The 26,729-nt window shown below is 51.6% G+C and carries 28 protein-coding genes; 12 read left to right on the forward strand and 16 right to left on the reverse strand.

Features of this window, described 5'->3' with window-relative positions; translation table 11 throughout:
• Positions 1–78: 78 nt before the first annotated feature.
• Complete coding sequence (locus ACJJI8_RS05575) at positions 79–1,089, forward strand: hypothetical protein (RefSeq protein ID WP_444934490.1); 1,011 nt, start codon at positions 79–81, stop codon at positions 1,087–1,089.
• 73 nt (positions 1,090–1,162) lie between these two features.
• Here ACJJI8_RS05575 and trmB read toward each other — a convergent pair whose 3' ends face one another.
• From trmB to ftsY, 6 genes are all read right to left on the reverse strand, one after another.
• Positions 1,163–1,948 carry a tRNA (guanosine(46)-N7)-methyltransferase TrmB gene (gene trmB, locus ACJJI8_RS05580; RefSeq protein WP_444906859.1) on the reverse strand — a complete coding sequence of 262 codons (786 nt, stop codon included), beginning with the start codon at positions 1,946–1,948 and terminating at the stop codon, positions 1,163–1,165.
• 84 nt (positions 1,949–2,032) lie between these two features.
• A complete protein-coding gene (locus ACJJI8_RS05585; RefSeq protein WP_444934491.1) occupies positions 2,033–2,410 on the reverse strand; it encodes a DUF423 domain-containing protein in 378 nt (125 codons plus the stop codon).
• 108 nt (positions 2,411–2,518) lie between these two features.
• Positions 2,519–3,373 (reverse strand): RNA polymerase sigma factor RpoH, encoded by an 855-nt coding sequence (gene rpoH, locus ACJJI8_RS05590; protein ID WP_282930650.1) that lies wholly within the window; start codon positions 3,371–3,373, stop codon positions 2,519–2,521.
• A 222-nt stretch (positions 3,374–3,595) separates the two neighbouring features.
• A complete protein-coding gene (gene ftsX / locus ACJJI8_RS05595; RefSeq protein WP_444934492.1) occupies positions 3,596–4,612 on the reverse strand; it encodes a permease-like cell division protein FtsX in 1,017 nt (338 codons plus the stop codon).
• A complete protein-coding gene (gene ftsE / locus ACJJI8_RS05600; RefSeq protein WP_282930649.1) occupies positions 4,593–5,279 on the reverse strand; it encodes a cell division ATP-binding protein FtsE in 687 nt (228 codons plus the stop codon). Before ftsE ends, ftsX begins: the two co-directional genes overlap by 20 nt.
• A 38-nt stretch (positions 5,280–5,317) precedes the next feature.
• Entirely contained in the window at positions 5,318–6,541 is a 1,224-nt protein-coding gene (gene ftsY / locus ACJJI8_RS05605; protein ID WP_444935144.1) for a signal recognition particle-docking protein FtsY, read from the reverse strand.
• A 232-nt stretch (positions 6,542–6,773) separates the two neighbouring features.
• Here ftsY and rsmD point away from each other — a divergent pair, with 232 nt between their 5' ends.
• The 4 genes from rsmD (at position 6,774) to ACJJI8_RS05625 (ending at position 11,491) form a co-directional block, all read left to right on the forward strand.
• Positions 6,774–7,364 (forward strand): 16S rRNA (guanine(966)-N(2))-methyltransferase RsmD, encoded by a 591-nt coding sequence (rsmD, locus tag ACJJI8_RS05610; protein WP_444934493.1) that lies wholly within the window; start codon positions 6,774–6,776, stop codon positions 7,362–7,364.
• An 86-nt stretch (positions 7,365–7,450) separates the two neighbouring features.
• Positions 7,451–7,927 (forward strand): pantetheine-phosphate adenylyltransferase, encoded by a 477-nt coding sequence (gene coaD / locus ACJJI8_RS05615; protein ID WP_282930647.1) that lies wholly within the window; start codon positions 7,451–7,453, stop codon positions 7,925–7,927.
• Between the two features lie 62 nt (positions 7,928–7,989).
• Positions 7,990–9,714: a gamma-glutamyltransferase gene (gene ggt, locus ACJJI8_RS05620; protein ID WP_444934494.1), complete on the forward strand. Its 1,725-nt coding sequence runs from the start codon at positions 7,990–7,992 to the stop codon at positions 9,712–9,714.
• A gap of 139 nt (positions 9,715–9,853) precedes the next feature.
• Positions 9,854–11,491: an NAD-dependent malic enzyme gene (locus ACJJI8_RS05625; RefSeq protein ID WP_444934495.1), complete on the forward strand. Its 1,638-nt coding sequence runs from the start codon at positions 9,854–9,856 to the stop codon at positions 11,489–11,491.
• 49 nt (positions 11,492–11,540) lie between these two features.
• Here ACJJI8_RS05625 and ACJJI8_RS05630 read toward each other — a convergent pair whose 3' ends face one another.
• The 7 genes from ACJJI8_RS05630 to radC form a co-directional block, all read right to left on the reverse strand.
• Positions 11,541–13,142, reverse strand: coding sequence for an amidohydrolase family protein (locus ACJJI8_RS05630; RefSeq protein ID WP_444934496.1), 1,602 nt, complete (start codon positions 13,140–13,142; stop codon positions 11,541–11,543).
• A gap of 84 nt (positions 13,143–13,226) precedes the next feature.
• Positions 13,227–13,775, reverse strand: a complete 549-nt coding sequence (locus tag ACJJI8_RS05635; protein ID WP_444906853.1) for a disulfide bond formation protein B — start codon at positions 13,773–13,775, stop codon at positions 13,227–13,229.
• Positions 13,776–13,786: 11 nt separating this feature from the next.
• Positions 13,787–13,939, reverse strand: coding sequence for a DUF5993 family protein (locus ACJJI8_RS05640; protein WP_282934619.1), 153 nt, complete (start codon positions 13,937–13,939; stop codon positions 13,787–13,789).
• Between the two features lie 71 nt (positions 13,940–14,010).
• A complete protein-coding gene (gene mutM / locus ACJJI8_RS05645; RefSeq protein WP_444934497.1) occupies positions 14,011–14,826 on the reverse strand; it encodes a bifunctional DNA-formamidopyrimidine glycosylase/DNA-(apurinic or apyrimidinic site) lyase in 816 nt (271 codons plus the stop codon).
• Between the two features lie 97 nt (positions 14,827–14,923).
• Positions 14,924–15,079, reverse strand: coding sequence for a 50S ribosomal protein L33 (gene rpmG, locus ACJJI8_RS05650; RefSeq protein WP_020413983.1), 156 nt, complete (start codon positions 15,077–15,079; stop codon positions 14,924–14,926).
• A gap of 36 nt (positions 15,080–15,115) precedes the next feature.
• Complete coding sequence (rpmB, locus tag ACJJI8_RS05655; protein ID WP_020413982.1) at positions 15,116–15,352, reverse strand: 50S ribosomal protein L28; 237 nt, start codon at positions 15,350–15,352, stop codon at positions 15,116–15,118.
• Between the two features lie 215 nt (positions 15,353–15,567).
• Positions 15,568–16,242, reverse strand: coding sequence for a RadC family protein (gene radC, locus ACJJI8_RS05660; RefSeq protein WP_444892377.1), 675 nt, complete (start codon positions 16,240–16,242; stop codon positions 15,568–15,570).
• Positions 16,243–16,390: 148 nt separating this feature from the next.
• Between radC and coaBC the strand changes: the two genes are divergently transcribed.
• From coaBC to slmA, 4 genes are all read left to right on the forward strand, one after another.
• Positions 16,391–17,596, forward strand: coding sequence for a bifunctional phosphopantothenoylcysteine decarboxylase/phosphopantothenate--cysteine ligase CoaBC (gene coaBC / locus ACJJI8_RS05665; RefSeq protein ID WP_444935145.1), 1,206 nt, complete (start codon positions 16,391–16,393; stop codon positions 17,594–17,596).
• Positions 17,597–17,661: 65 nt separating this feature from the next.
• Complete coding sequence (locus tag ACJJI8_RS05670) at positions 17,662–20,025, forward strand: phosphomannomutase/phosphoglucomutase (RefSeq protein ID WP_444915166.1); 2,364 nt, start codon at positions 17,662–17,664, stop codon at positions 20,023–20,025.
• 146 nt (positions 20,026–20,171) lie between these two features.
• Positions 20,172–21,089, forward strand: a complete 918-nt coding sequence (gene argB, locus ACJJI8_RS05675; protein ID WP_444915165.1) for an acetylglutamate kinase — start codon at positions 20,172–20,174, stop codon at positions 21,087–21,089.
• A 111-nt stretch (positions 21,090–21,200) separates the two neighbouring features.
• Positions 21,201–21,809, forward strand: a complete 609-nt coding sequence (gene slmA / locus ACJJI8_RS05680; RefSeq protein WP_108735025.1) for a nucleoid occlusion factor SlmA — start codon at positions 21,201–21,203, stop codon at positions 21,807–21,809.
• A gap of 64 nt (positions 21,810–21,873) precedes the next feature.
• Here the strand turns inward: slmA and ACJJI8_RS05685 are convergent, their stop codons facing one another.
• Complete coding sequence (locus ACJJI8_RS05685; RefSeq protein WP_444915164.1) at positions 21,874–22,470, reverse strand: hypothetical protein; 597 nt, start codon at positions 22,468–22,470, stop codon at positions 21,874–21,876.
• A 47-nt stretch (positions 22,471–22,517) separates the two neighbouring features.
• Positions 22,518–23,171 carry an orotate phosphoribosyltransferase gene (gene pyrE / locus ACJJI8_RS05690; protein ID WP_413663822.1) on the reverse strand — a complete coding sequence of 218 codons (654 nt, stop codon included), beginning with the start codon at positions 23,169–23,171 and terminating at the stop codon, positions 22,518–22,520.
• 114 nt (positions 23,172–23,285) lie between these two features.
• Here pyrE and ACJJI8_RS05695 point away from each other — a divergent pair, with 114 nt between their 5' ends.
• Positions 23,286–24,053 (forward strand): exodeoxyribonuclease III, encoded by a 768-nt coding sequence (locus ACJJI8_RS05695; protein ID WP_413663823.1) that lies wholly within the window; start codon positions 23,286–23,288, stop codon positions 24,051–24,053.
• A gap of 66 nt (positions 24,054–24,119) precedes the next feature.
• On the opposite strand, the gene rph is transcribed toward ACJJI8_RS05695, so the two are convergent.
• Complete coding sequence (gene rph, locus ACJJI8_RS05700; RefSeq protein ID WP_444934498.1) at positions 24,120–24,839, reverse strand: ribonuclease PH; 720 nt, start codon at positions 24,837–24,839, stop codon at positions 24,120–24,122.
• A gap of 109 nt (positions 24,840–24,948) precedes the next feature.
• Between rph and ACJJI8_RS05705 the strand changes: the two genes are divergently transcribed.
• Positions 24,949–25,836 carry a YicC/YloC family endoribonuclease gene (locus ACJJI8_RS05705; protein ID WP_444915163.1) on the forward strand — a complete coding sequence of 296 codons (888 nt, stop codon included), beginning with the start codon at positions 24,949–24,951 and terminating at the stop codon, positions 25,834–25,836.
• Between the two features lie 88 nt (positions 25,837–25,924).
• Positions 25,925–26,482: a rhomboid family intramembrane serine protease gene (locus ACJJI8_RS05710; RefSeq protein WP_444934499.1), complete on the forward strand. Its 558-nt coding sequence runs from the start codon at positions 25,925–25,927 to the stop codon at positions 26,480–26,482.
• Positions 26,483–26,729: the final 247 nt, after the last annotated feature.

A 26,729-nucleotide genomic window follows, 5' to 3' on the forward strand; every position in this document is an offset into this window, starting at 1 on the left:
AATTCGATAATCACAGCACCACTAGAAGCATAGACGGCTAGTGGCGAAAAACAGTAATAAAGACAGGAGAGTTAACCCTTGCTGGCACCCAATATCGATAACTATGTTAGGAACTTGGTTCACCCACAAAACATACAAACCACCTGCTATGTCCCCAAAAGTATCCGTGAGTACGCACAGGATTTCCAAAATAATTCCAATAGCAACAGTAAGTGGTATCACAAGCGCAGTAGTGATGGACTAACCCGGATCGACCAATTAGTAAGCCAGGCAGTACAAATTCAAACAAATGATTATGGAAGGATTACCCGTGTCGCCAAAGTACTAGTAGAAACCCTATATACCTGGCTTGCTGGATTTGATCCCTCTACACCCACCAAGCTACTCGATAGCGATGGAATAACACGCCGTAAAGATGCCGTTTTAGCTTTACTCGGTGGAGCTTACTGCTGGTATCGACAGGCCAGTGAAGCTTTCAGCTCTGAGAGGAGAGCAATATCCAACATCGAGGCCCACTTGGACGTCCCTTTCTCACTATTTAATTACCGATTTAGCCGCAGTGGTTTTAACCTGCACACAGTGACAACACTGTTATACCGTGGCGATACCCGCCCACCACAGAAGCTGTGGCAAGCCGGGGGATTCTTTCCCTGGATGAATCAAAATGGCCGCTTTGATCCGCACCTGGGTACCGGAGCATCTAACCAAGTCATCTCAACCACTACCAATGCAAATATTGTTGCGCGCTTTGCCTGGCACAACAAAACTTATTGCCCAAAAAGGTATTATTTTGTGCATGGAACAAATGAGGGTGACTTAGCCACTACCGGTTTTATCTATGAGCTCGATAAAAGAAACCACCAATGCGTAGAGGTTTCCACTGTCACCCAGGGACGTGAAGTTGCCTTTATGGCTATTCCCAACCAATTTATTCGCCGCTTTCGCATGCGTTATTTTGCGGGCACCCAAAATAATATTGAACTGTCGGACTGGATGCCCTATGACAGTAACACCATCCGCAACCTGAATGTTGTCGAAGACAAGCGCCGATGGGAAGCGGCCAAGAAAAACTGGAATGAGTTTTTCTAACAATAGAGGTGGGCTGTTGCATACCACTGGTGCCATGTTAGCACCGGTGGCAAACATCGATCGTCAGTGCGAATTATTCGCCTTTGGACTCTTCAACAGTTGACGCATCTAGGTCAGTGGTAGTTAGCGGCAGCGCTTCACCAGGTAACCTGCGGTATACCAGATCCCAAACACCGTGCCCCAGCCTCTGCCCTCGACGCTCAAACTTGGTCTCTGGGCGCCATTCTGGCCGGGCAACATAATCACCCTCACCGGCGGTATTTTCTAGCAGGTTTTCACCCTGCAATACTTCCAGCATATGCTCGGCATAATTCTCCCAATCTGTCGCCATATGCATAAGGCCGCCGGTTTTTAACTTGCTGCAAATCAGGCGAACAAATTCCGGCTGCACTATCCGGCGCTTGTGGTGCTTCTTCTTGTGCCAGGGGTCAGGGAAGTACAGCTGGAAACGATCCAGACTCCCATCGGCAATACAATCGTTTAGGACATCGACCGCATCGGCCATGTAAACACGCAGGTTTTTGATACCTGCCTTGCCGGCATTATTGATCAACCGGCCAACCCCCGGCGGGTGTACTTCAATACCAATAAAATCCTTATCTGGCTCGGCTTCAGCCATGGCCAACAGGGAATCCCCCATACCGAAACCGATCTCTAACGCCAGTGGCGCCTCGCGGCCAAAGACCTGTTGGCGATCCAGAGGTCCATCAAATAGGGAGAGTCCATACTGCCCCCAATAATTGTCAAAGGCATTGCGCTGCCCCTCTGTCATTCGCCCCGCGCGAATCACATAGCTGCGGATAGATTTCTTCTTAAATTCTGTGCGGTAGGGAAAATCTTCCGCAGATTCGTCTTGCATTATTCGCGACCTCTTATGCGAAACGGTTTATATCTTGATGTTTTGTTCGGGCTCGGTATCTGAGTGTAAGCCCAGTAAAAGTGGCTACTTAGAGAAATTAAATGCGGCAAAAAACAGGGCTACCCAACCGGCAATCATCATCAGCCCACCGAGAGGAGTGATTGGACCTAACCATCGGGGGCCTCCCAGTGCCAAGACATAGAGACTGCCGGAGAAGAAGATAATACCGAAAGTAAAAAGAGCACCGCTCAGGGTCAGCGATAATCGGTTTCCCCAGTTTTGCATTAGCAGTACCACACCAAACAGCGCCAGGGCATGGATCATCTGGTACTGGACTCCGGTTTTATAGGCCTCTAACAGGTTCTCTGCCACTTTACCGCGCAGGCCGTGAGCCCCAAACGCCCCCAGAGCCACACCACTAGCGCCAAAGAATGCACACAGCAGCAGATAGAGTTTGGCCATTACCTTCCCTTTTTGTTTTACCCAGTGGTGACAGGTATGCCTGTAACAGGCGGGACAAAAAAAACCGCGCTACTGCGCGGTTTTTTACCCGTGTACCAGAATGCCGATTTAGGCTTCCATAGCAGCACGCACTTTCTTCATGGCATTTTTTTCCAGCTGGCGAATTCGCTCAGCGGAAACACCATACTTATCAGCCAACTCATGCAATGTGGATTTCTCCTCACTGAGCCAGCGGGCCTGAATAATATCGCGGCTGCGATCATCCAGTTGTGCCATGGCACTGGCGAGGCTGGTCAAGTTGGTTTCCTGCCAGTTATCCCGCTCAAGCTGGGCGGCCGGATCAAAACTGCGGTCTTCCAGGTAGTGAGCCGGTGCCTGCCAGGCGGTATCGTCATCGTCATCGACACCCGCATCAAAAGCCGCATCGTGTGCAGCCAGGCGGCCTTCCATTTCATGGACCTGGGTAACATCCACATTCAGGTCTTTGGCGACGGCTTTAGCTTCTGCATTGGTCAACCAGGCGAGTTTTTTCTTCTGACCGCGCAGGTTGAAGAATAATTTGCGCTGCGCCTTGGTGGTGGCAATTTTGACAATACGCCAGTTGCGCAGGATAAATTCGTGGATTTCAGCTTTAATCCAATGTACCGCAAAGGATACCAGGCGCACTCCCTTTTCGGGATTGAAGCGTTTGACGGCCTTCATCAAACCGACATTACCTTCCTGAATCAGGTCGGCTTCATTGAGCCCGTAGCCGGAATAAGATTTGGCGATATGCACTACAAAGCGCAGGTGTGACATGACCAGCTGGCGTGCAGCATCGAGATTTTCGCGGTAATAGAGGTCTTCTGCCAGGTGCTTTTCCTGTTCAGCGGTCAGTACGTCAAAACCACTGACGGTCTGGATATAAGCTCCCAGGTTGGCGCCCGGAGACAGCGTATGCACTGGCTGTAGGCTGGTTCCCATTCAGGTCTCTCCTGTCATTATTAGTCGGCCGATCTTACCGGCCGCTGCCGGCGGATACTGTATCCGGCGACAAGCTGGACTCAGTGTAGCACTTGCACGGGCAGATAAGAAAGCCCGCCAACAACTACCGTATTCTGTTGTATTTCGCGGAATTAGAGGGGCTTTTTACGCCTCAGGTTCCCTTTGCCAGAACACTTTACCCTTCTTGATCAGACTGAACGGTCAGCGGGGTTCTATCTTGCGAGTGTGTCGCGCTACCGCAAGCCAAGCCCCTAATAGGCCCAGAGAGGAGGCCCCCAAAGTTAATTGAAAGAAGTAACTGGCGCCCGGCCCTCTCAGTTCGAAGCTACTGCCATAACTTGATGACAGACTCTCAACTGGACCAGACAACATAGCCACACCACCTGCAAGCAACAGCCACGCCAACAGCCCGCCAAATAGTCCATAACAAATGCCACTGTAAAGGAACGGCCGTCGCACAAACGCATTAGTGCCGCCAACGAGCTTTACTACCAGGATCTCCTCCCGACGACTTTCGATATGCAGTCGTATGGTATTGATCACCACCAATACCACTCCCAGTGCCAATAACAGGGCTAGACCTGCGGAGAGACGCTGCCCCAGTTCGGTGATCTGGGCGAGGCGCTGGACCCAGGCGAGATCCAAGACCACTGAATCCGTCAGTGCCTGGGCTCTCAGGTTCTCCACCAAAGCCTGAAGTTTATCGCCGTCCTTCGCATCCCTTGGCCGCAGCAACAGCACTGCCGGCAGGGGGTTGGCATCCAGGCCAACCAATACATCCCCAAGCCCCGAGGCCTGTTCAAACTCTGCCAGTGCATCTTCCGGGGAGACATAAGTTACCTCCGCGATAGCGGGGTCACTGCGCAATTTGTCGGCCAGGGAATTAACCGCAGCCTGTCTCGCATCTTTGTGTAGAAAAACAGAAATTTGTGGCTGCCCATCCCAACCGGCCACCGCGCGCTGGAAATTCAACAATCCCAATTGCAATGCCGCCGGCAGGGCCAGGGCAATAGCAATCACCAGCGCCGTCATTGCACTGGCCATGGGTGCGCTAAAAAATCGACTGACAGAGTCGGCAGCCATCTCACGGTGGTGCCCCAACCAGCTATTCCATCGATCGCCCAGCCCTGTTTGCGCAATAACAGCACCGGTGCTGCGCACACGCTTGTCTGCGACAGGGTTGGCCTGCCGTTGCGCTTTAGCTTGGGTGTACTTCACGGCTCGGAACTCCGTCGTAAATCAATTGGCCAGCCTGTAGGGTCAATACCCGTCGGCGCATCCGTGCAATCAGCTCCAAGTCGTGGCTCGCCACCAGCACAGTAACTCCCACTGCGTTAAAGTCCGCGAATAACTGCATGATTTCCTGCGAGAGAGTTGGGTCCAGGTTGCCGGTGGGCTCATCGGCAACCAGTATCGCGGGCTTGTTGACGACTGCGCGGGCAATCCCAACTCGCTGCTGCTCACCACCAGATAACATAATGGGATTTTGCTTTTCCTTGTGCAGCAAGCCGACCTTATCCAGAGCTGCGCGAACCCGACGCCCTACCTCGCGCTTATTGCAACCAGCAACAGACAGGGGCAGGGCAATATTGTCAAAAACGCTGCGGTCGAATAGCAGCTGGTGATTCTGGAAGACAATACCCAGGTTGCGGCGGTAGTAGGGGATCTGGCCATTGCGCAGGCGGTTGAGATTCTGTCCGGCGACAAGAATACTGCCCTTAGTAGGGCGCTCAATCGCGGTCAGGAGTCTCAGTAAAGTACTTTTACCCGCACCGGAGTGACCGGTGAGAAACACCATATCGCCACGGGGGATTTCCAGGCTGACTCGCACCAGGGCATCCTGCCCCGATGCGTAACGCTTGTTCACATTATCGAAAGTGATCACGGCTTCTGTGTTGTTCTTGTTATTTCCTAGGCGAACTATCAGGCCTTATCGCGGCCAAACAGGGCGGATACGAACTCGCGAGCGCGGAATGGCTGTAGATCTTCCGCCTGCTCACCCACACCGATAAAACGCACCGGGATGCCGAAACGACGAGCCAGGGCAAAGATAACGCCGCCTTTGGCAGTACCATCCAACTTGGTCAGCACCAGGCCAGTAACGCCGGCCGCCTCACGGAACTGAGAGGCCTGGTTAATCGCATTTTGGCCAGTGCCAGCATCCAGTACCAACAGCACCTCGTGGGGCGCGCTGGGGTCCAGCTTGCCCATCACCCGGCGCACCTTGGACAACTCCTCCATCAAGTTGGATTTGGTGTGCAGGCGCCCGGCGGTATCGGCAATTACCACATCGACGCCGCGCGCCTGGGCAGACTGAACCGCATCGAAAATAACTGACGCACTATCGGCACCGGTATGCTGCGCTACAACCGGTACATCGTGGCGCTGCCCCCAAACCTGTAGCTGCTCAACTGCTGCGGCACGGAATGTATCACCGGCAGCCAACATCACCGACTTACCTTCACCGAGAAAGCGGTGGGCCAGCTTGCCGATTGTTGTGGTTTTACCCACACCGTTTACGCCCACTACCAGAATGACGTAAGGCTTCTTGCTAATATCGATTTCCAGGGGAGCATCAACACTATCGAGTAAGTCAGCCAGCTCCTGCTGCAGTGCCTTGTAAAGTGCATCGCCATCGGCCAATTCCCGACGGGATACCCGTTCGGTCAGGCGCTCGACGATCTCGCTGGTGGCCTCAACTCCCACATCTGCCATCAACAGCTGTGTCTCAAGTTCTTCCAGCAGATCTTCATCGATTTCCTTGGCCCCTAGGAACAGGTTTCCCATCCCCTCGACAAACTGGTTGCTGGTGCGGCTGAGGCCGCGACGAATACGCGCAAAGAAGCCCTCTTTCTTTTTGGCTTCCGGTTTCGGCTGCTCTTTAGCTCTGGGTTTTGGAGCTGGCTCGGGTTGAATCGGGGCTGGCTTCTCGGCCTCTTCTTTTATTACAGGCTCTGCTGCAACCACCTGGGGGGCTTCGACAACGGCCTCCGGCTCGCCCGCCGCATCAGCATGCTGCGCCCAGCCGGCACTTTCCTCTTGGGGGACAGAAGCTGGGGCAGTGGGTTTATCGATAGGGGCCTTTGCCTCCTCCAGTGCGGAGGTTTCTCCCTGGGCAGACGACTTTTCCTCTATGTCTGAGGGCATTTTGTCCAGCGCCGAGGGCTCTTTATCTAGCGCTGAAGGCTCTGGGCTCTGCGCCGATGATTCCTCTTCAGACGCAGCAGTGACCTCCGCCTGGGATTGCTGGGGCTCACTTTGTTCGGGCTTGCGCTTCTTCTTTTTGCGCAGGAAGTCAAAAATCATTCGTATGTCCGGATGTACCGCTTGCAGAAAGACGCTAATCTTAGCATCGCTAAGCCCCCAGTAGAGAGTTACCTTGGCCAGAAGTTCATCCCGAAAGCAAAGCCCGCAAAACCTTTCACAGTTACGCATCATTGGCGGACAGTGGCGCGGGCGAAAATTACAGTTTGCCCCAGTGGAGGGCTTGAGACCTACCGGCGACCGACTGCGGGAGGTTCTGTTTAACTGGCTGCAGTTCTACCTGCCCGACGCCCGCTGCCTGGACCTCTTTGCCGGTTCAGGTGCCCTGGGTCTGGAGGCGCTATCCCGAGGCGCCGGCTCGGTAGATTTTGTCGAGCTGAATACTCACGCTGCGCGAACCCTGGCGGAACAGTTAAAACAGTTAAACGCCCGGGAAGCCAAAGTCCATAACTGTAGTGCAGAAGAGTTCCTCGGAAGTAATGGAAGTAAATACGACCTCGTATTTATCGATCCCCCTTTTGCCGACAATCTTTGGCAGGCAACTCTAGGCGCCCTGTCCGGCCATCTTTCGCAGGATGCATTAATCTATGTGGAAACACCGCGAGACACAGTGGTCGCATCAGTACCTGGCTGGGAACAGGAAAAAGAAAAACGTGCGGGACAGGTGTGTATGCGCTTGTTTCGCCGTGCTGGCCCGGCAGGTTAGGAAAGAATAAAAAGATTCGGTTTTGACCTTAGCCGTAAATTGTTTACCATTCGCATCCCATTCGGCCCGCATTTAAGCCCTGGCGTATGAAAAAAGTCGTCTATCCCGGAACCTTCGATCCCATCACCAATGGTCACTTGGACTTGGTGGAGCGCGCATGCCGCTTGTTTGACCACGTTATCGTGGCTGTGGCTGCCAGCAACCGCAAAAACCCCCTGTTCACCTTAGAGGAGCGGGTAGAACTTTCACAAAAAGTTCTCGGCCACCTGCCCAATGTCGAAGTCATTGGATTCGATATCCTGCTCGCCGACCTGGTGCGCCAGGTAGATGCTTATGGCGTACTGCGCGGTCTGCGCGCGGTGTCCGACTTTGAATACGAGTTCCAGCTGGCCAATATGAACCGCCAGTTAGCGCCCAATATGGAAAGCCTGTTTCTGACACCGGCAGAACATTTGTCCTACATTTCATCCTCTTTAGTGCGTGAAATTGCCTCCCTGGGCGGCGATGTCACCAAGTTTGTTCCGGCTGCTGTACAGAGCGCGCTGGAAGAGAAATTTCGTTAAGCCGGAATCTGGCTATTTCTGATACACTCGAGCGGATTTATCCAAAATCCGCGGAGTGTTACGTGCGCAACTTTCTCGCCGCCTTTGCACTGGTTCTGAGTCCCGCTTTCGCTTTTGCCGATGAACCTCAACCAGAGCTTGATACCGGTCGCACAGCCGTTAAGTCCTCAACGGCCAACTTCTATATGGCAGTCACTGCCAACCCCCACGCCAGCCGGGCTGCCGAGCAGATTCTCGCCCGGGGCGGCAGCGCTGTGGATGCCGCCATTGCCGCTCAGATGGTATTGGGATTGGTAGAACCACAATCCTCCGGGATTGGTGGCGGAGCATTTATGCTCAGCTATGACGCTGCGGCAAAGAAGCTCAAGTACTACGACGGGCGCGAGACAGCCCCCTCTCAGGTAGACGAAAATTACTTTATCCGCGACAACAAGCCGCGTTCATTTTTTGAGTCTGTAATCGGCGGCTACTCGGTCGGCGTTCCCGGTGTTGTGCGAATGCTGGAAATGGCTCACGAGCGCGATGGCAAGTTACCCTGGGAGCAGTTATTTCAGCCGGCCATACACCTGGCCAAATCCGGCTTTCAGATATCACCGCGCCTTCACCAGCTGTTACTGCGCATGCCGAAGGTGGCTGCTCGACCGGAAATTGCCAGCTACTTCTTCAACAGTAACGGCAAGCCCCTTCCGGTGGGTCACAACTTGAAGAATCCAGCTTACGCGGAAACCCTGGAGGCCATTGCCCAGGGCGGTGCGGATGCCTTCTATCACGGCGACATTGCCAAGGCTATCGTCAAAGCTGTGCGCTATGACAGTGCCAACCCAGGGCTCCTGAGCCTCGAAGATATGGTTAGCTACCGGGCCAAGGAGCGCCAGCCCCTGTGTTCGGAGTTTCTCGAATATCGTGTGTGCGGTGCGGATGCCCCGTCGTCCGGAGGTACCACAGTAGGCGGCATTCTGGGCATGCTGCAACAATTTCCACTGGAGCGCTTCGAGCCTGGCAGTGATCTGCTCACCCACTTATTTATCGAAGCTTCGGAACTGGCATTTGCCGATCGCAACACCTACTCCGGTGATTCCGACTTTGTCCAAGTACCCAGTAAATCACTGGTGTCCAGGGATTATTTAGCTCGCCGCGCGCAGTTAATCGACCCGGACTCCGCCACAGCTGCGACTCCGGGTACCCCAGCCGAACTCGGGGTGAAGCGGGTGATGGCCCAGTCGCCAGAGTTGCCCAACACCAGTCATTTAGTGATTGTCGACCGCTACGGTAATGGTGTCAGTATGACGACCAGTATTGAAACCGGCTTCGGGTCGCGCCTGATGGTGAAGGGCTTCCTGCTCAACAACCAGCTCACCGATTTTTCCTTCACTCCAAAAAACAGTAGTGGGGAGCGGGTGGCCAACCGCATTCAAGCGCGCAAGAGACCACGCTCTTCCATGTCCCCCACCATCGTTTTCAACAAAGATGGCAGCATGCGCCTTCTGGTGGGTTCCCCCGGCGGTTCACGAATTATTGACTACACCGCGCGCACCATTCTCTACCATCTGGGCTTGAATATGCCGATTGCCGAAGCGATTTCTGCGGGAAATATCGGCGCTATTGGTAAGAGAGTCGAATTGGAGCCCGGCTTTTTCAGCCCCGATACTATCGAGAAACTCGAAGCCCGTGGACACGAGGTTGTCGAAAGGGGCCTCAACAGTGGTATCCATGCCATCGCTTTGCAAAATAACAAGCTGTACGGTGGAGCCGACCCCCGCCGCGAGGGCAGCGCAGTGGGCCGCTAAATGGCCCACCCTCGTGGTGATTAGCCTGCCCACTCACGCTCCCAAGCAAAAACCATTGATCCCCCGCCAACCCTGCCATTAACCGAGTCCACCTTAGTCCATACTTCTTTTTGCTTAATCGAGTAAGAGAGCTTGGCAAGTGAAAAAACCAAAAACCGAGTTGGGGGGACTCAGACTCCTACACAACCCGATAACCAACAAAGGCACAGCCTTTACTGCAGCAGAACGACAAAAATTTGGTCTCACAGGCTTAATTCCAGATGCGGTTGAAACCATAGAAACCCAAGTAGAACGGGTAATGATGCAGTTGAGTCACAAGCATTCAGACATTGATCGCTTTGTTTACCTCACTGGGCTATTGGACACCAATGAAACGCTTTTCTACCGCGTGGTTATGTCCGACCCAGAGCGCTTTTTACCTATTATTTATGACCCTACCATCGGTGAAGCTTGCGTTAAATTTAGCCATATCATACGCCGGGTTAGGGGCGTTTACCTTTGCACTAACCACCGGGGCAAAGTCGCCGAATACCTGCACCATTGGCCGGATCAGGAAATCCGTTTTATCTGCGTAACTAACGGTGGACGAATTCTAGGACTGGGCGATATCGGAGCCAATGGCATGGCCATTCCCATTGGAAAATTACAGCTATATACCGTGGCGGCAGCTATACCACCAGAACATTTACTGCCGCTCTTTTTAGATGCGGGGACGAATAACGAGGCTATTCTCAGTGACCCCTTATATATCGGCTTACGAGAAAAACGTCCCACCAGTGAAGTCCTATATCCCTTTGTCGATGAGTTTGTTGCTGCTGTTCAGGAGCAATATCCCAACTGTTGTTTGCACTTCGAGGACTGGACTGGCAGTGATGCTGTACACCTGCTGAAACGCTACCGGGACAAAGCTTGCTGTTATAACGATGATATTCAGGGAACCGCCGGAATAGTTCTCGCAGGCATGCTCAATGCACTGAAAATCAAAGGTAGTACGCTAAAAAATGAGCGAATATTTTTTGCCGGAGCAGGGTCGGCAGGCATAGGTATAGCTGACTTACTCGTCAGTAAAATGATCGAGGATGGGCTAAATGAAAAAGATGCCCGAGCTAGAATTATTATGTTTGACCAAAATGGCCTATTGGTTAAAGGTCGGACAGATTTATATGATTTTCAGCAACCCTATGCGCATGATTTACCCCCTACCAATGACCTGTTTACCGCTGTAAATACACATAAGCCAACTACTCTTATCGGCGTCAGTACTGTTGGGCAGCTATTTACGCGGCAAGTAGTAGAGACTATGGCAAAATTTAATCAAAAACCAATAATTTTTGCCTTATCCAATCCAACCGAGCACGCTGAATGTACAGCGGAGCAAGCTTATCAGTGGTCTCAAGGCACAGCTATTTACGCTGCTGGAGTTCAGTTTCCAAATTACAACTTTAATGGGAAAAATTATTTACCTGGACAGGCAAATAATTTCTACATCTTCCCTGCAGTTGCTCTTGCAATCTATGCGACCAAAGCAAAAAGAATCCCAGATGAGCTATTTATAGAGGCGGCTATTGGTGTTGCAGAACAGGTCGCAAACGAACTTCTTGATCAAGGCTGCTTATTTCCACCACAAGCGGACATACTTAAAGTGTCATTGCACACTGCTGTCAGGGTAAGTGAAAAAATATTCAAGCTTGGTCTGGCCGAAATACAAGAGCCCAAGAATCTATATAAATTCATTGAAGAGTTAAGCTATAAAGCAGAATATAGGACATTCACATAAGCTTCATATTTTACTCTAAAGTGCAACCACCAATTTATTAATGGATTTTTTAGTATACCTGCCTACCTTTATAGTAGGTATTTAACACTCTAACTTTATCAATTTCGGCTGATTTTATTTTCAATAAATTTCCATCCAGAACGATAAAATCAGCCCACTTTCCCACCTCTAAGCTTCCTACTTCATTCTCCAGATGAATAGCATAAGCCCCCCTAATTGTGAGCAACCTTATCATAAGGTCAACTGGAACCTTATGCTTAGCTCCTGTGTGTATAATGGAAATCGGATCTCGTATCACATTTAGGCTATTCATCTGCCCTTCTAGCTTCCCATCACCTGCAAAAAATAAAATTTTATCCCCCATATAAGAACCTGTGCCTTCTGTTAATTTATCGACATTAAAGGTTGGCAACTTACCCTCATAAACAATTGCTGCCGCATTATTTTTCTCCAACAAATCAACCAGTAAGAATTCTGGAATATTTGATACGATATTACGGACCCCTTGATACTCCGCATTAATTAACTTTTCAACTTGGCCCCTTAATATGCCACTTTCATAACTCCCTTCAGGAAGGCTAAAATGCACCTGAAACTTATATAAATTTGCCTGATGAAAAAGATCGACAAGCCATGCAGAAGTATCTTTTACACTTTCTCCCAGCTCGTCTTGAATTAGATAATTATAATTTGAAATAGAGTCTGGAATTACGAAACTAATAGCAATCACTTTAAAATCATCTGAAGAAATTTTATCCGCATAATTCCTAAGGGATATAAATCGATCAGAAGGCATGTTCATAGGAACCGTTAAAAACGCTCTAATACGAACATCACGATTTTCCAAAGAATTTGATTTTTTAAATTTTTCAGCTTTATTTTCACTTTCAAAAAAAGGAATATGAAATGAATGTAAAGTCGTGACCCCCATGGAAAGGGCTACATCCTTTAGCTCACTGAGATTATGAAACTCTTTGCTCACCTTGTCTTCAGGAATTAGACTACTAAAAACACTTACTGCTCCCCTACCTTGAAATAGGCCAATAGGAATTCCATCATCACTTCTTTTAATAAAATTCTCAGTCGAACTATTGGTGCTCATATCTATTCCAGCCGCCGCTATAGCTTCAGAATTAGTCCACACATATGAGTGATCCGCTGAGAACATAATAATTGGTACTAGATCATTAATCTGATCAAGCATTGCTTTATGGGGCTCGTCGTCACCAAATACTTCCATTTTCCAGCCACGGCCGACGACAATTTGGGCCTCAGGATTATTGAGAATGTAATCTTGAATCTTATTTTGATAGGCTTCAACTGATTGAAACAGAGACAAATCCAGACCGCTATAATCGGTATTGTTTGAAATTGACTGGATGAAACCGGGAAGTACTAACCTTCCTTTCAAATCATTAACCTGAGTGTGAACTCCGACATACCTATTCACTCCATTTTCATTCCCCAAATAGACTATGCGCCCATCGCGAATTGCCATTGCCGAGGCAATACTACGGGCCGGGTCGACGGTATAGATATACGCATTCCTTAAAACGTGCTGGGCGGGTTCAACACTGGCGGCCGGCAAGGGGGATTCAGCTCGTTCATAAGCAATTAACAATAGTGAAATGAGCAGGCAGGCCAGACGCATAGGGACTCCTCACAGTTTTCCGTAATTCCCCGGGACTCGGGTCTTATCAGGAAAAGTGTAGAAAGCTCGGACACATTTGTGTGCCTAACCTCGAGACCACAACCAGTGATACCCAAATGACCCACTGGTGCAGGGACCCAGACCGCACTCGAGGAGAACCGCGACTAAATTGGCCAACACGACAGTGAAGAAAGAGATGGCAATGCACTTTTCAATCAAAGTTAACTCTCTAGTGGCAAAACTTCGTCGCTTAAAGCCAAACATTAATGCAACGCCACAGTAGATCAGTAAGACAAAGAAAATCAGTGCAGACCAAGTGTATAAATGCAAGCCCAAGACTGGGCTGCCAAACCCTGGATCGCCAGGGGTGATATGCAGCAATACCTGCCTTACAGCAGCAGCCAGACCGGCTAGACACGAAAGAATAACAACGCCGTAATGCTCTGCACGAATACTAAAGCGCAGGTTCAACATCAATCCCATGCCAATCATGGCAAAGGCAACACGTTGTAAGAGACAGAGAGGGCAGGGGTGTTGGTGGGATGCCAACTCCATGATCAAGGCAATCCATAGGATTATGCTTACCGCTAACAGCGCCAAGCTATCCAGCCTTCTGACCATAAACACCATCATGGGCACGGCCCCTAGAAAGACAGCGACAGTGCTCGCGTCATATGATATCCACACCACATAATGAAGATCAGCAAGGTCAACAACCACCAGCCCATTGCAGAGCGGCGACGACCATTCCAAACGGCCCAAATCGACAGGGTGACCGTAAGAAAAGGCAATATCATGACCACTAAGCAGCTCCTTATCGACAATACGATGATATTAGTATTGTCTAAAGCTGCCAGAAGGATGCGATTTAACGTTGGCAGCTAGAGCAGAAAAAGGTATTTCTCTGGCCCAAAACCATATCTTTGACTGCTCGGCCACAAGAGGGACAGGACTCACCCGCACGGCCATAAACATTTAGCTGTTGGGCGAAATAGCCAGGTTTTCCATCACCGCCAATAAAGTCCCGCAAGGTAGTCCCACCTTGGGCGATTGCCTGACTGAGAACCTGCTTTATGGACTCAGCCAAGCGCTGGTGTCGGGCTTTGGAAATAGAACCGGCCTGTCGATCTGGGCGAATGCCCGCCAGAAAAAGAGATTCACTGGCGTAAATATTACCCACCCCCACAACGATACGGCCATCCATGATGAAGGTTTTGACCGATTGCTTACGTTTGCGCGAGGTTTCAAACAGATACTCACCACTAAATTCTTCCGAGAGAGGCTCTGGGCCCAGATGGCTGAGTAAGTCGTGGGCCAGTGGGTCCGCCACTGTCCACAGTAGGGCACCAAAGCGGCGCGGGTCGCGGTAACGCAGTGTGAGACCACTATCCAGGCGCCAGTCGATATGATCATGCTTTTCCGGTGCCTGTGCAGCCTCGACCATACGCAGGCTGCCAGACATTCCCAGGTGCCAAATAGCGCAGCCCTTGTCAGTATGTACCAGTAGGTATTTAGCCCGACGCTCCAGTTTCAGTATCCGGGCATTGCGGACACGGCGCTCAAAGTCTGCTTCCACGGGCCAGCGCAACTGATGCTGGCGCACTTTTGCGGAGCGAATTTTATGCCCCTCCAGGTGAGGTTGCAGGCCTCTGAGAGTGGTTTCTACTTCTGGGAGCTCTGGCATCGTCTGGAGTTACCCTGTGTAAACTGGCTGCTCAATTTCCAATACGCACAAAAAAGCCCGGTTAAAACCGGGCTTTCTGTACAGTAGCGGTAGGCAATTACTTAATTTTGCCTTCCTTGTACATTACATGCTTGCGTACAACGGGATCGTACTTTTTGATCTCCATTTTCTCAGGCATGTTGCGCTTGTTTTTGGTAGTGGTGTAGAAGTGGCCAGTACCGGCGCTGGAATTCAGACGAATCTTCTCACGCATTGCTCTATCTCCAATCTATTAGCTGGGCTACAGCCGTTACACTTTTTCGCCGCGGGCGCGCAGCTCAGTCAGGACAGCGTCGATACCTTTCTTATCGATAACGCGCATGCCTTTCGCGGAAACACGCAGCTTCACAAAACGCTTCTCGGATTCAACCCAGAAACGGTGGCTGTGCAGGTTCGGCACGAAGCGACGCTTGGTGCGGTTCTTAGCGTGGGATACATTGTTTCCGGTGACCGGACGCTTACCGGTTACCTGACATACCTTGGACATCTGTTGGCCTCTTCAAAACGCTTGTGCCCGCATGGCGCCAATCCTGAAGAGGAAAAGGTAGTGCGGGAACATAAAAATCGGGATTCTAATCCGGTTCCTGGATGGCGGCGGAACCTGTGCAGAATCTGGCCCGGCCGCAAAGAGCGGCGTTTTATACCAAAAGAGCCCGTAGGGAGCAAGTTTTGTACAACATTTCAACGCCGGGAACGACACCTTTACATCAATCCCTGCTCTGCAAAGGATAGCGCCTTGCCCTCACCGACGATCAAATGGTCCAGAACCTTGATATCCACCAGCTCTAGTGCCTGGGTCAACCGCTCGGTAATCCAGATATCTGCCTGGCTGGGCTCACTGACACCAGAAGGGTGGTTGTGCGCCAAAATAACCGCCGCAGCCCCCTTCAACAGCGCTTGCTGTACTACTTCGCGCGGGTAGACATTCGCTGCATTCAGAGTCCCCTCGAACAGCTCCTCAAAAGCGATCACCCGGTGTTGATTATCCAGGTAGAGGCAGCAGAACACTTCCCTGCGCCGGTGCCTGAGCTGGATTGCCAGGTAATCCCTGACCGCCCCGGGACTGCACAGTGCGCTGCCGTGCTGTATCGTCTCCGCCAAGTGCCGCTTGGCCATTTCCAGCGCCGCTTGCAACTGAGCAAACTTGGCGTCGCCGAGCCCTCGCGCGCGGCAAAAGTCATCTCGCTCGGCCTCTAATAGAGGGCGCAAGCCACCAAAGTCATTGAGAAGTCCCCTGGCCAGATCCACTGCTGAGAGGCCGGGTAGCCCCACACGCAGAAAAATTGCCAACAACTCTGCATCCGACAGGGCTTCAGCCCCTCTCTCCAACAGCTTTTCCCGAGGCCTCTCACCTGCCGGCCAGTCCTTTATTTTCATTTGTAGCCCAGTTAGTCAGTGTCTTATCTATCGCACATCTACTGAACACCTTTTCCATGCTGCCCCTGTGAGGCGCTACTGCAGTCTTATAAGAAACGACACAGAAATGCTAATCTTACCGGCTCGCACCAAATCGGAAACAGCATTTATGTCCTCTCTGGCCGACAAACGCATACTTTTAGGTATCAGCGGTGGAATTGCCGCCTATAAGAGTGCCGACCTGGTTCGCCGGCTCAAAGAGCGCGGTGCCGATGTCCGAGTGGTAATGAGCGCCGGAGCACAGGAGTTTGTACAGCCACTGACCTTCCAGGCGCTATCCGGTAACCCGGTGCATACAGACTTGCTGGATCCCTCAGCAGAAGCCGCCATGGGTCATATCGAACTGGCGAAATGGGCTGACCTTATCCTGATTGCTCCAGCCAGTGCCCAGGTAATGGCAAAGTTGGCTGCCGGTATGGCTGATGACCTCCTAACCACCCTTTGTTTGGCCAGCGAAGCGCCCCTGGCCCTAGCACCAGCCATGAACCAGGCCATGTGGCGCCACGCAGCTACCTCAGCCAATGCTCAGACCCTAAAGGAGCGCGGAGTCATATTCTGGGGCCCGGGCGCGGGTAGCCAGGCCTGTGGCGACGTGGGCCCCGGCCGTATGTTGGAACCAGAAAACCTGGCGGAACACTCTGGGTCCCTATTTCACACAAGCCACTCACTGCAGGGCCGCAAAGTAGTAATCACTGCCGGCCCTACCAGAGAAGCCATTGACCCAGTGAGATTCCTCAGCAACCACAGCTCTGGAAAAATGGGCTTCGCCCTAGCTGCGGCGGCGCAGAGTGCCGGTGCCGAAGTGACGTTGATTGCCGGCCCCGTAAATTTGGATACGCCGCCAAAGGTCAATCGTATCGATGTTATCAGCGCCCAGGATATGTATGAGGCCGCCAAAAGTGTCGCCGATCACTGCGATATCTTTATCAGTGCAGCAGCCGTTGCTGATTTCCGCCCGGCCCAAGTCGCTGAGCAGAAAATCAAAAAGAAAGACGGGCAAGATGATGATGCAATTGCCCTCATCAAAAATCCCGATATTGTTGCAGCCATAGCCACGCGTACTGAGCTACGACCTTTCACTATCGGGTTCGCCGCAGAGACAGAACAGGTTCTCGCCCACGCCCAGAGCAAGCTGCAGCGGAAAAACCTCGATATGATCATTGCCAACGATGTGAGCCAACCGGACTCCGGATTTAACAGCGATCACAACGCTGTCACTGTGATAGATGCGGATGGTCAGAGCCGACTAGCTCCCGCATTAAAGACCGACCTAGCCCGACAGCTCATTGAACTCATCGCCTCCAAGGCTCAGTGACAACATTTACGCTCAAATCAGGGATATCTGTGGGCTCCAACAACAAAAAGAAACCAGGCGGTACCATGCAGAAAGGGTTATTTTTACCGTTATTATTAGTAGTTGTCGCTTGGCTGGGCGGTGCCTATCTGTTAATCCAGCATCTTGTAATACCCCACAATCATTCGCAGATTGAGCTAGCCGCCAAGCAAAAAACTGCCGAACTAGCTGAAGTCGTGCAGTCTTACGTCACAGACTATTCGAAGCGCCTGCAGGCCCTTGAATCAAGGAAGCTCCCTGCAGAATCTACCAAACTACCTGAGCAGGTATCCCTCCAGGCCTTTTCTTCCGAACAGGTTCGAGTGGGCTCAGGGCAAAATCCCTCCCTGAACTTTGCCTTGGTCGATCTGTTAAAGCGCAGCCAGGAAGCACCTGAGCAACCGATGGAAGTACTGCGTACAGGTGTGGAAAATAGCTGGCAACTGCATAGTGTTATCACCCTGGAAAATGAACAACTACTGGCTACCCAACCCTTTTCCGTGCTGGAAAACATTTTAAAAAGTCTGGGCGGTAGTCATGGACAAGTTCAGTTAATGCAGAAGTTTCCCGATGCCCACCGACAAACTCTGTGGCGCGCAGGCACAGGAAAAGGCCACAACACTGTGGAGCAACTTGAGGACAGCTATTTAAGCCTCCACTTCAGCCCCTCCAAAACCTTTGTCGAACAGCACAGTCTGCCCACATCCTGGATTTATATCGGAGCCGGCATTGGAATATTAGCGAGTCTACTCGCCCTACTGAAATTCCTACCTCGCGATTCGAGAGCCCCATGGGAAAGAAGTAAGGATACTAGTGGCAGCGAGTTTAATAAGGCGCACCCACAAGCCTCTGATGGAGGAACTACACAGGCTCCCAATACAGATTTTCTGCCGCAGAGCTTGGCCTCAGCACCCAGTATCTCGGACTCCGATTCGGAGAACTCAGAAAGCGAAGAAAAAGAAAATAGTTCAAAGGACTTGCCAGAAAGTGACGATGACAAGTCCGAGCTGCCTCTTACCTCTGAGTATCCCCAGCATGTTTTCCGCGCCTACGATATCCGTGGAATCGCCGGGCAGGAAATCAATGAACCTTTTGCCTATCAGCTAGGCAGAGCGCTCGGCACCCTGGCACAGCACGCTGGAGAACATCTCTTACTAGTTGGCCGAGATGGACGCAATAGCAGTGAAACACTTAGCCAGTGCCTGATTGAGGGAATTCTAGATAGTGGCTGCAACTCTATTAATCTCGGCCTGATTCCATCACCACTTCTCTATTACGCTTGTGCGAAAGGAAAAAATACCAGTAGTGGGGTCATTGTTACCGCAAGCCACAACCCTGCGGAATACAACGGCTTTAAGATCGTACTGAAAGGTCGCGCCCTGGCGGAAGACAAACTGCAGGGGCTCTACCAGTTGATGAAAAAAGGCCCATTCAAAAGTGGGGAAGGCGCCAATCGGGAGCAAGAAATCACCGATAAATATATCGATGAAGTTTTCAATAATGTCGCCCTCGCCGGGCAACCGCACTTGGTTATCGATGCTGGCAATGGCGCCACCTCTAACCTGGCTCCCCGCCTCTTTGAGCAGCTCGGCTGTGCGGTAACACCGATCTATTGTGAGGTGGATGGCAACTTCCCCAATCACGCACCGGACCCCTCCAGACCAGAAAACCTCGAAGCCTTGACTGAAAAGGTTCTGGCTACAGGAGCAGATCTGGGCGTGGCCCTGGATGGTGATGGTGATCGTGTTACCCTGATTTCAAGCAGCGGCCGTATCGCTTGGGCAGACCAACTGGTTATGTTGCTGGCAAGGGATATCCTCGCGCGCAATCCGGGAGAAAATATTGTCTTCGACGTTAAGAGCAGTCGCAGTTTATCCCAGCTAATCAGCCAGTATGGGGGCCGCCCCATTATGTGGAAGACCGGACACTCTCCGATGAAAGCCAAGATGTTGGAGACCAAAGCCATTTTGGGCGGCGAGCTTTCCGGACATATCTTTATTAAGGACCGCTGGTTTGGTTTCGACGATGGTATCTACGCTGCTGCGCGGGTACTAGAAATTATGGCACTGCGAGAACAAAGTCTTGATGAGCTTCTCGACACCTTGCCGAAAATGCACAGCACCCCTGAGATCCTGCTACCAGTAGAGGAAACTGAGAAGTTTTCACTGATAGACCAGCTGCGCGATAAGGGGAATTTTGGCAATGCCGATATCAATACTATCGACGGCTTGCGTATAGAGTTTCCCGATGGCTGGGGGCTTGTACGTGCCTCCAATACCACTAGCGCACTAACCCTGCGCTTTGAGGCTGAAAATGAACAGGCCCTGGAGCGCATCCGTACAGAGGTGATGGGACAGCTCAGAAAGATTGCTCCCGCAATTACTGTACCAGACTGGCAGCTGCTCGATTAAGATTAAACGGCGGAATAGACTGCGCCGCCATCGGGCCACTGCCTCTATTGCTTAGAAAACAACCCACCACATTTGCTTTAAATCGTTGGCGACTCAAGTCAGGACCCCAAACCTAATTGCCTGTCGCCCTGTGTAAGGAACTGCCCATGTCCCTAGATCTAAACTCTGCGCTGAAAAGTGCCCAGGTCCTCAATGAAGCACTGCCCTATATCCAGCGCTTTACGGGCAAAACTATTGTGGTCAAGTTCGGTGGCAACGCCATGGTGGATGAGCAACTACAAAACAGTTTCGCTCGAGACATTATCCTGATGAAGCTGGTAGGTATGAACCCAGTGGTGGTGCACGGCGGCGGACCTCAAATCGGGCAGCTGCTAAATAAGCTCAGTATTGAGTCCCGCTTCGTAGACGGAATGAGAGTCACCGATAGCGAAACCATGGATGTTGTGGAGATGGTGTTAGGGGGCACCGTCAACAAACAGATCGTCAATTTGATTAACAAAAATGGGGGCCGCGCGGTAGGTATCACCGGTAAAGACGGATTACTGGTTAAAGCGCGAAAGTTGACCCGAAAAAATGAGAGCGCGGGACTACATGCCTCTGAAATCATTGATATTGGCCAGGTTGGGGAAGTCGAGAAAGTTAATATTGATGTGATCAATATGCTGGTCCACAGTGACTTTATCCCGGTTATTGCGCCCATCGGAGTCGACGGCAATGGGGTTTCATACAATATTAATGCCGATCTCGTCGCTGGAAAAATCGCTGAGGAATTGAAAGCAGAAAAGCTGATGTTACTTACCAACGTCGCCGGTCTGCAGGATAAGGAGGGGGAGGTTCTCACCGGACTGACTACCAATGAAGTAGAGGGCTTAATTCAGGATGGCACCATCTATGGCGGCATGCTGCCAAAAATCACCTGCGCTCTGGACGCTGTTCAGGATGGGGTAAATTCCGCTCACATCATCGACGGCCGTGTGCCCCACGCCATATTGCTCGAAATATTTACAGATCGAGGCGTGGGTACCCTGATTACCAACATCGAAGCGCAAACTGTGGACCACTAGGCCCTTGGCAATTGAAGACAGCCCGGCGAATCGGTAGGATTCCGCCGCCGTCAAAATAAGACGACAAGAGCAAAACTAAATTCCGCCCCCCAAGCGGACCAAAGGCAGTCAATGAGCAGCGAAAAAATCAATCGGCGTCAACAAATCCTGGAAGCTCTAGCACATATGCTGGAAGTCAGTCCCGGCGCACGTATTACAACAGCAGCACTGGCCAAGGAAGTTGGTTTCTCTGAAGCCGCGCTATATCGTCACTTCCCCAGTAAATCCAAGATGTTTGAAGGGCTGATCGAATTTATTGAGGAGACCATTTTCAGCCGTATCGCAATGATCCTGCAGGAGGAGCCCTCGGCTCTCAATCGCTGCCAGAAAATTCTGCAGCTTCTTCTGGCGTTCTGTGAACGCAATCCAGGAATCACTCGCCTGCTTACAGGCGACGCGCTTACCGGTGAAACTGAGAGGCTGCATGGACGAATCCTGCAGTTGTTTGATCGACTGGAAACCCAAATTAGACAGATCTTGCGCGAAGCCGAATTGCGCGAACACCTGCGCCCGACTCTTCCTCTCGGTGGTGCTGCCAACCTGCTTTTGGCGAGCGCGGAGGGGCGCATCGTCCAATACGTGCGCAGCGGTTTTAAGCGTAAGCCTACAGAGTACTGGGCAGAACAGTGGCCCGTATTAACGGCTGGTTTCTTCCGTGAGACAGTGGCTGCAGCCAGATAACCATTTCCTCATGAGGGCTGTTTAGCGGCAGCCCTCCGAAATTATTCAGGCATTGAGAAATTAGCTAGCTCTCAGCATTAAGTTCGGTATAGCGGGCTACCGCCTTATCGAAATCAACCCCTATGGTATCCGCTTCAGCCGCACGCCGGCTGAGGCGCTCCTCAAGCACTTCCATTTCTTTTTGTAGATCAGCAATTCTCTGCAACAATTCGGGAGCCACCTCACGGCCGCCCCGCTGCGTGCGCGCAGCAGAGGCTTCTTCCTGGGCAATTTGCCGGCGTAGACTGCTGATATTTGACCGCATGATAGCCATATCCTGCTCTACGACAGCCAACTTGCGCGACCGAGCACTCTCAATATCCGCAATACTGTTATAGCGCTTGAGCAACTTACGATCCGCTTCCCGCTGGGCCTCTAGCTGAAGTTCGGCTTGGTACTCTTCGGGACTGAGCTGCGGTGCAACTACTTCAACTACACGACCGGTAAGAGTGAGAATCTCATATCCATTTGGAACAAATTCCGGTGGAATAGCATCGTTGATCACCAGGACTCCCTGGTGATCAGTGTATCGATACAAAACCCGGCTATTGTTGCCATAAGCCTCTACAGCCAGCATCAAAAGGGTGCTGACCAATAGAGGTACTAAAGGGGCGACTCGCATCGCTCTTCTCTCTAAATTAACCGGCCCACGGCTAGGAGGGACAAAATTTATTGACCCGCGACACCGTAGCGCTGCCGGTAGTCCACAATTTTCTGCAGAGTATCGCTGTCATTCGACTCCTGCTCGAGAAAGCTAATCACATCGTCTAACTGCACGATGCCGACCACAGGAATATTGTACTGTCTCTCAACTTGCTGAATAGCGGAGAATTCACAATCTTCGCTAGCCTTTTCCTGGCGGTTGAGACCAATCACAACTCCCGCCGCCTCTGCGCCATGAGATTCGATAATTTGCATCACTTCGCGCACGGCTGTGCCCGCAGTAATAACATCATCGATAATCAAAACCTTGCCATTAAGCGGCGCACCCACTAAGGTTCCGCCTTCACCGTGATCCTTGGCTTCTTTTCGGTTGTAACAGAAAGGCTTATCGATCCCCTTTTGGGCTAGAGCCACAGCAGTCACCGCACCCAGCGGGATACCTTTGTAGGCCGGCCCAAAAATGACATCGAACTCCACTCCCGAAGCGATTATCGCCTCGGCATAGGCCTGTCCCAGCGCTGCCAGTGCAGCACCGGTGTGGAAACGGCCGGCATTGAAAAAGTAGGGGCTTTGACGGCCCGACTTCAATGTGAAGTCGCCGAAACACAAAACCTGATGATCCAGGGCAAGTTGGATAAAATCGCGCTGATATTGCTGCATGGAAAATTGTTAACTATTGGCTAAGGTGAAGGGAGACCTCCCCGTAGCATTCCCGGGGGTAGGCATGCATATAATGTTTCTAATGATACACAGTCCGCTGGTAAGGGGCTAATAATGCGAATAGTAAGCTTGTCGGTAGACGGCGTTCATCAGGCCGCCCAACGCGGTCTCTACGATTGGTTGGCGGAGCAGGACGCAGATATTATCTGCCTTCAGGACCTGCGCTCTCTCGAGCCTGAATTGGACCACCCAATATTTCACCCCGACGGTTATTACAGTTACTTTTTCGACTCGGGAACTCCCCACGAAAACGGTGTGGCTATCTACACCCGAAGCCAGCCCAAAGCCATCATATTCGGCATGGGCTTCGCCAATGGTGAGGATATGTACGGCCGCTATCTACAGGCGGATTTCGAGCGACTGAGTGTTGGCTCCCTGCTCGCGCCAGTCGCCTCAGATGAGACGTCGTTAGAGAAAAAAGTCCAATTCTTTGAGGACATGCAGGCGCACTTGCTAAAAATAAGCCGCAAACGCCGCGACTTTATTTTCTGTGGTAACTGGGGCATGGCTCACCGTCGTGCAGACGTACAGAATTGGCAAGATCACCAGGATTCTCCCGGCTTTATGCGTCACGAACAGCGCTGGCTGGACCAGCTGTTTAATGATGTTGGCTATGTCGATGCTTTTCGCCGTGTAGTAAAAGATACCGACGAATTTAGCTGGTGGCCCAGCGGTACTGTCGGAGAAGGAGATGGCTGGCGTACTGATATGCAGATCGTTTCTCACGGTCTGAAAAATCGCATTGAGTACGGTGCAATCAATAAGAATGTGAAATTCTCCAGCCACTTGCCGGTAATCATGGACTACGAAATCGAAGTCTGAATCGCATGGAGTTCCGGCCCCTTCCCTATTGGGAGAGGGCCGGATACAAACCAAGGGGCGGCTGCTTTACTCGTCCAGCGCCCGCTTTTGCAAAGCGATCAATTCATCAATACCCGCCTTGCCCAACCCCAGCATCTGAGCGAACTGCTTTTCGGTAAATGGCTCACCCTCTGCAGTGCCTTGAACCTCGATCATGCCGCCATCTTCGGCCATCACCAAATTCATATCGGTATCCGCTGAACTGTCTTCCGGGTAATCCAGGTCCAGTAACGGCTCCCCCTCATAAATTCCCACTGATACCGCCGCTACCATATTCTTGAGCGGATCATCGGCTATGATTTTCTCTCGCTGCATATGACGCAGGGCATCAACCAATGCCACACAGGCACCAGTTATTGCTGCAGTTCGGGTACCACCATCGGCCTGGATAACATCGCAATCGACGGTGATTTGATTCTCACCCAGCTTCTCCAGGTCTACCGCCGCTCGCAGTGAGCGCCCGATCAAGCGCTGAATTTCCACGGTGCGCCCACTCTGCTTGCCCTTGGCCGCTTCCCTGAGCATACGAGAGCCTGTGGAGCGTGGCAGCATGCCGTACTCTGCAGTAATCCAACCGCTGCCCTGGCCGCGTAAAAACCTTGGGACTTCACTGGATAGAGAGGCATTACACAAAACCTTGGTATCACCAAACTCCACCAACACAGACCCCTCCGCATGACGGGTATAGTTGCGGGTAATTTTTACCGGGCGCAATTGCGCAGGGGCGCGGCCACTGGGACGCTGCATAGTCCACCTCAAATATTGAATGAAAGCCCCGCATTATATACCCCAGCATGGCGATCCAAACGCTGTGTTATTATGCCGGGCCGATTAATACGCCTGTAGGGGATCAGCTATGGCCAGTCAACGGGAACAGAACAAAGTGCGCAGCATGACAGCCTTTGGACGCGCCGAGGCCAATTACGCAAACGGCACCGCTATCTGGGAACTGCGCTCGGTCAACCATCGCTACCTGGAACCACATTTCCGTTTGCCCGAAGCGGCTCGCTCCCTGGAAACACAACTGCGCGATACGCTACGCAAAACACTGTCCCGCGGCAAAATTGAACTGACCCTGAGTCTGAAGACCAATAGCGCCGAAGACACTGGGCTGGAAATCAATCAACCCCTCGCCCAGGCACTGATTCAAGCGGCAAAACAGGTAGCGGGTGGCGAGGATGTTCAACCACTCAATCCCTTGCAAATTCTCCAATGGCCCGGTGTTATCAGTGAACCGGAGGCGGATACCGATCAACAGTCGGCAACGATATTGGAGGCTTTTCGCGAGGCACTGGGACAGCTGCGCGCAAACCGTGAACGAGAAGGCGCTGAGCTAGCCAAATTTATTGAGGCCCGACTCAAGGGAATCGAAGAGCAGGTGGCCAAGGTTCGAGAACTGCTTCCCCAAATTCTTGAGGCACAGCGAGACAAGCTGCGCAGCCGCCTGGAAGAGTTGCAAGTGGAGCTGGACAAGGACCGGCTCGAGCAGGAGATCGTCCTGTTGGCCCAGAAGGCTGATGTGGATGAAGAGCTCGATCGCCTCAGTGCGCACACTTCTGAAACACGTCGGGTTTTAGCCGGCGGTGGATCAATCGGCCGGCGGCTGGATTTCCTGATGCAGGAGTTTAATCGCGAAGCCAACACCCTCTCCTCAAAGTCTGTGGTTACCGACACAACCCAGGCTGCGGTAGAGCTCAAAGTATTGATCGAGCAGATGCGCGAGCAAGTACAAAACATCGAGTAACCCTCTGGGGCATTCTCACCGAGACTGCGGATGCCCCTCTACCACCAGACAGAGGGATTTGTGATAGCTCACCCTTTAAGGAATATTTATGCGACAAAACCTGAAGTGGGTCGGCGCTATTTTTATAGTGCTTGCTGCAATTGAGATTATTAATATTCTGAGCGGCCGATCGCTTAATTACTTTGGTATTGTTCCCCTCTCAATCAACCACCTCCCCCATATCTTTTCTGCACCATTACTGCATGGAAATAGCTGGCACTTCTTCTCGAATATATTCACTCTATGCATCTTCAGCTTCTTAGTGCTGCAGTACGGGGTAAAAACTTACCTGAAAGTGACCCTGTTCGTTGTGATCACCACCGGACTGGCCGTTTGGCTTTTTGGTGGCAGGGGTAGTAATCACTTAGGAGCTAGCTCAGTAATCTACGGCTACTTTAGCTTTTTGCTTCTTGCGGGATTTATCAGCAGGAAATTTAGCCGTTTATTAATATCCATTGGGGTAGCCGTTCTTTATGGAGGGCTTATTTTCGGTGTCTTGCCACGGGGTGGTTTTATCTCCTGGGAGTCCCACCTATTTGGATTTATCTTTGGGTTGCTGGCTGCAAAGCTGTGGGCCAAAGTTCCCAGTTATAGCAAGGCCAGATAAACACAAGTCCTAACACCAACCTTTCAACCTCAAACCCCAGTAGTAGCCAGCAAAGGTTTTCATTACTGGGGTACCCTCAGGAAACAGGCCCCAAAGCCAAGCTACGTAAATGCTACGTACACGTCACTAAGAAGCGTTTAGCGATTCATCTTTTCTACGCACGATAATTCTTTTATCTGAAAATATTTGCTTATTATCCAATTTCCCCCCTGTGAACCCCTCCACATCTCTCCCGTAGATAAATTCT

Source organism: Microbulbifer maximicatervae (SeqCode) (assembly GCF_052467695.1).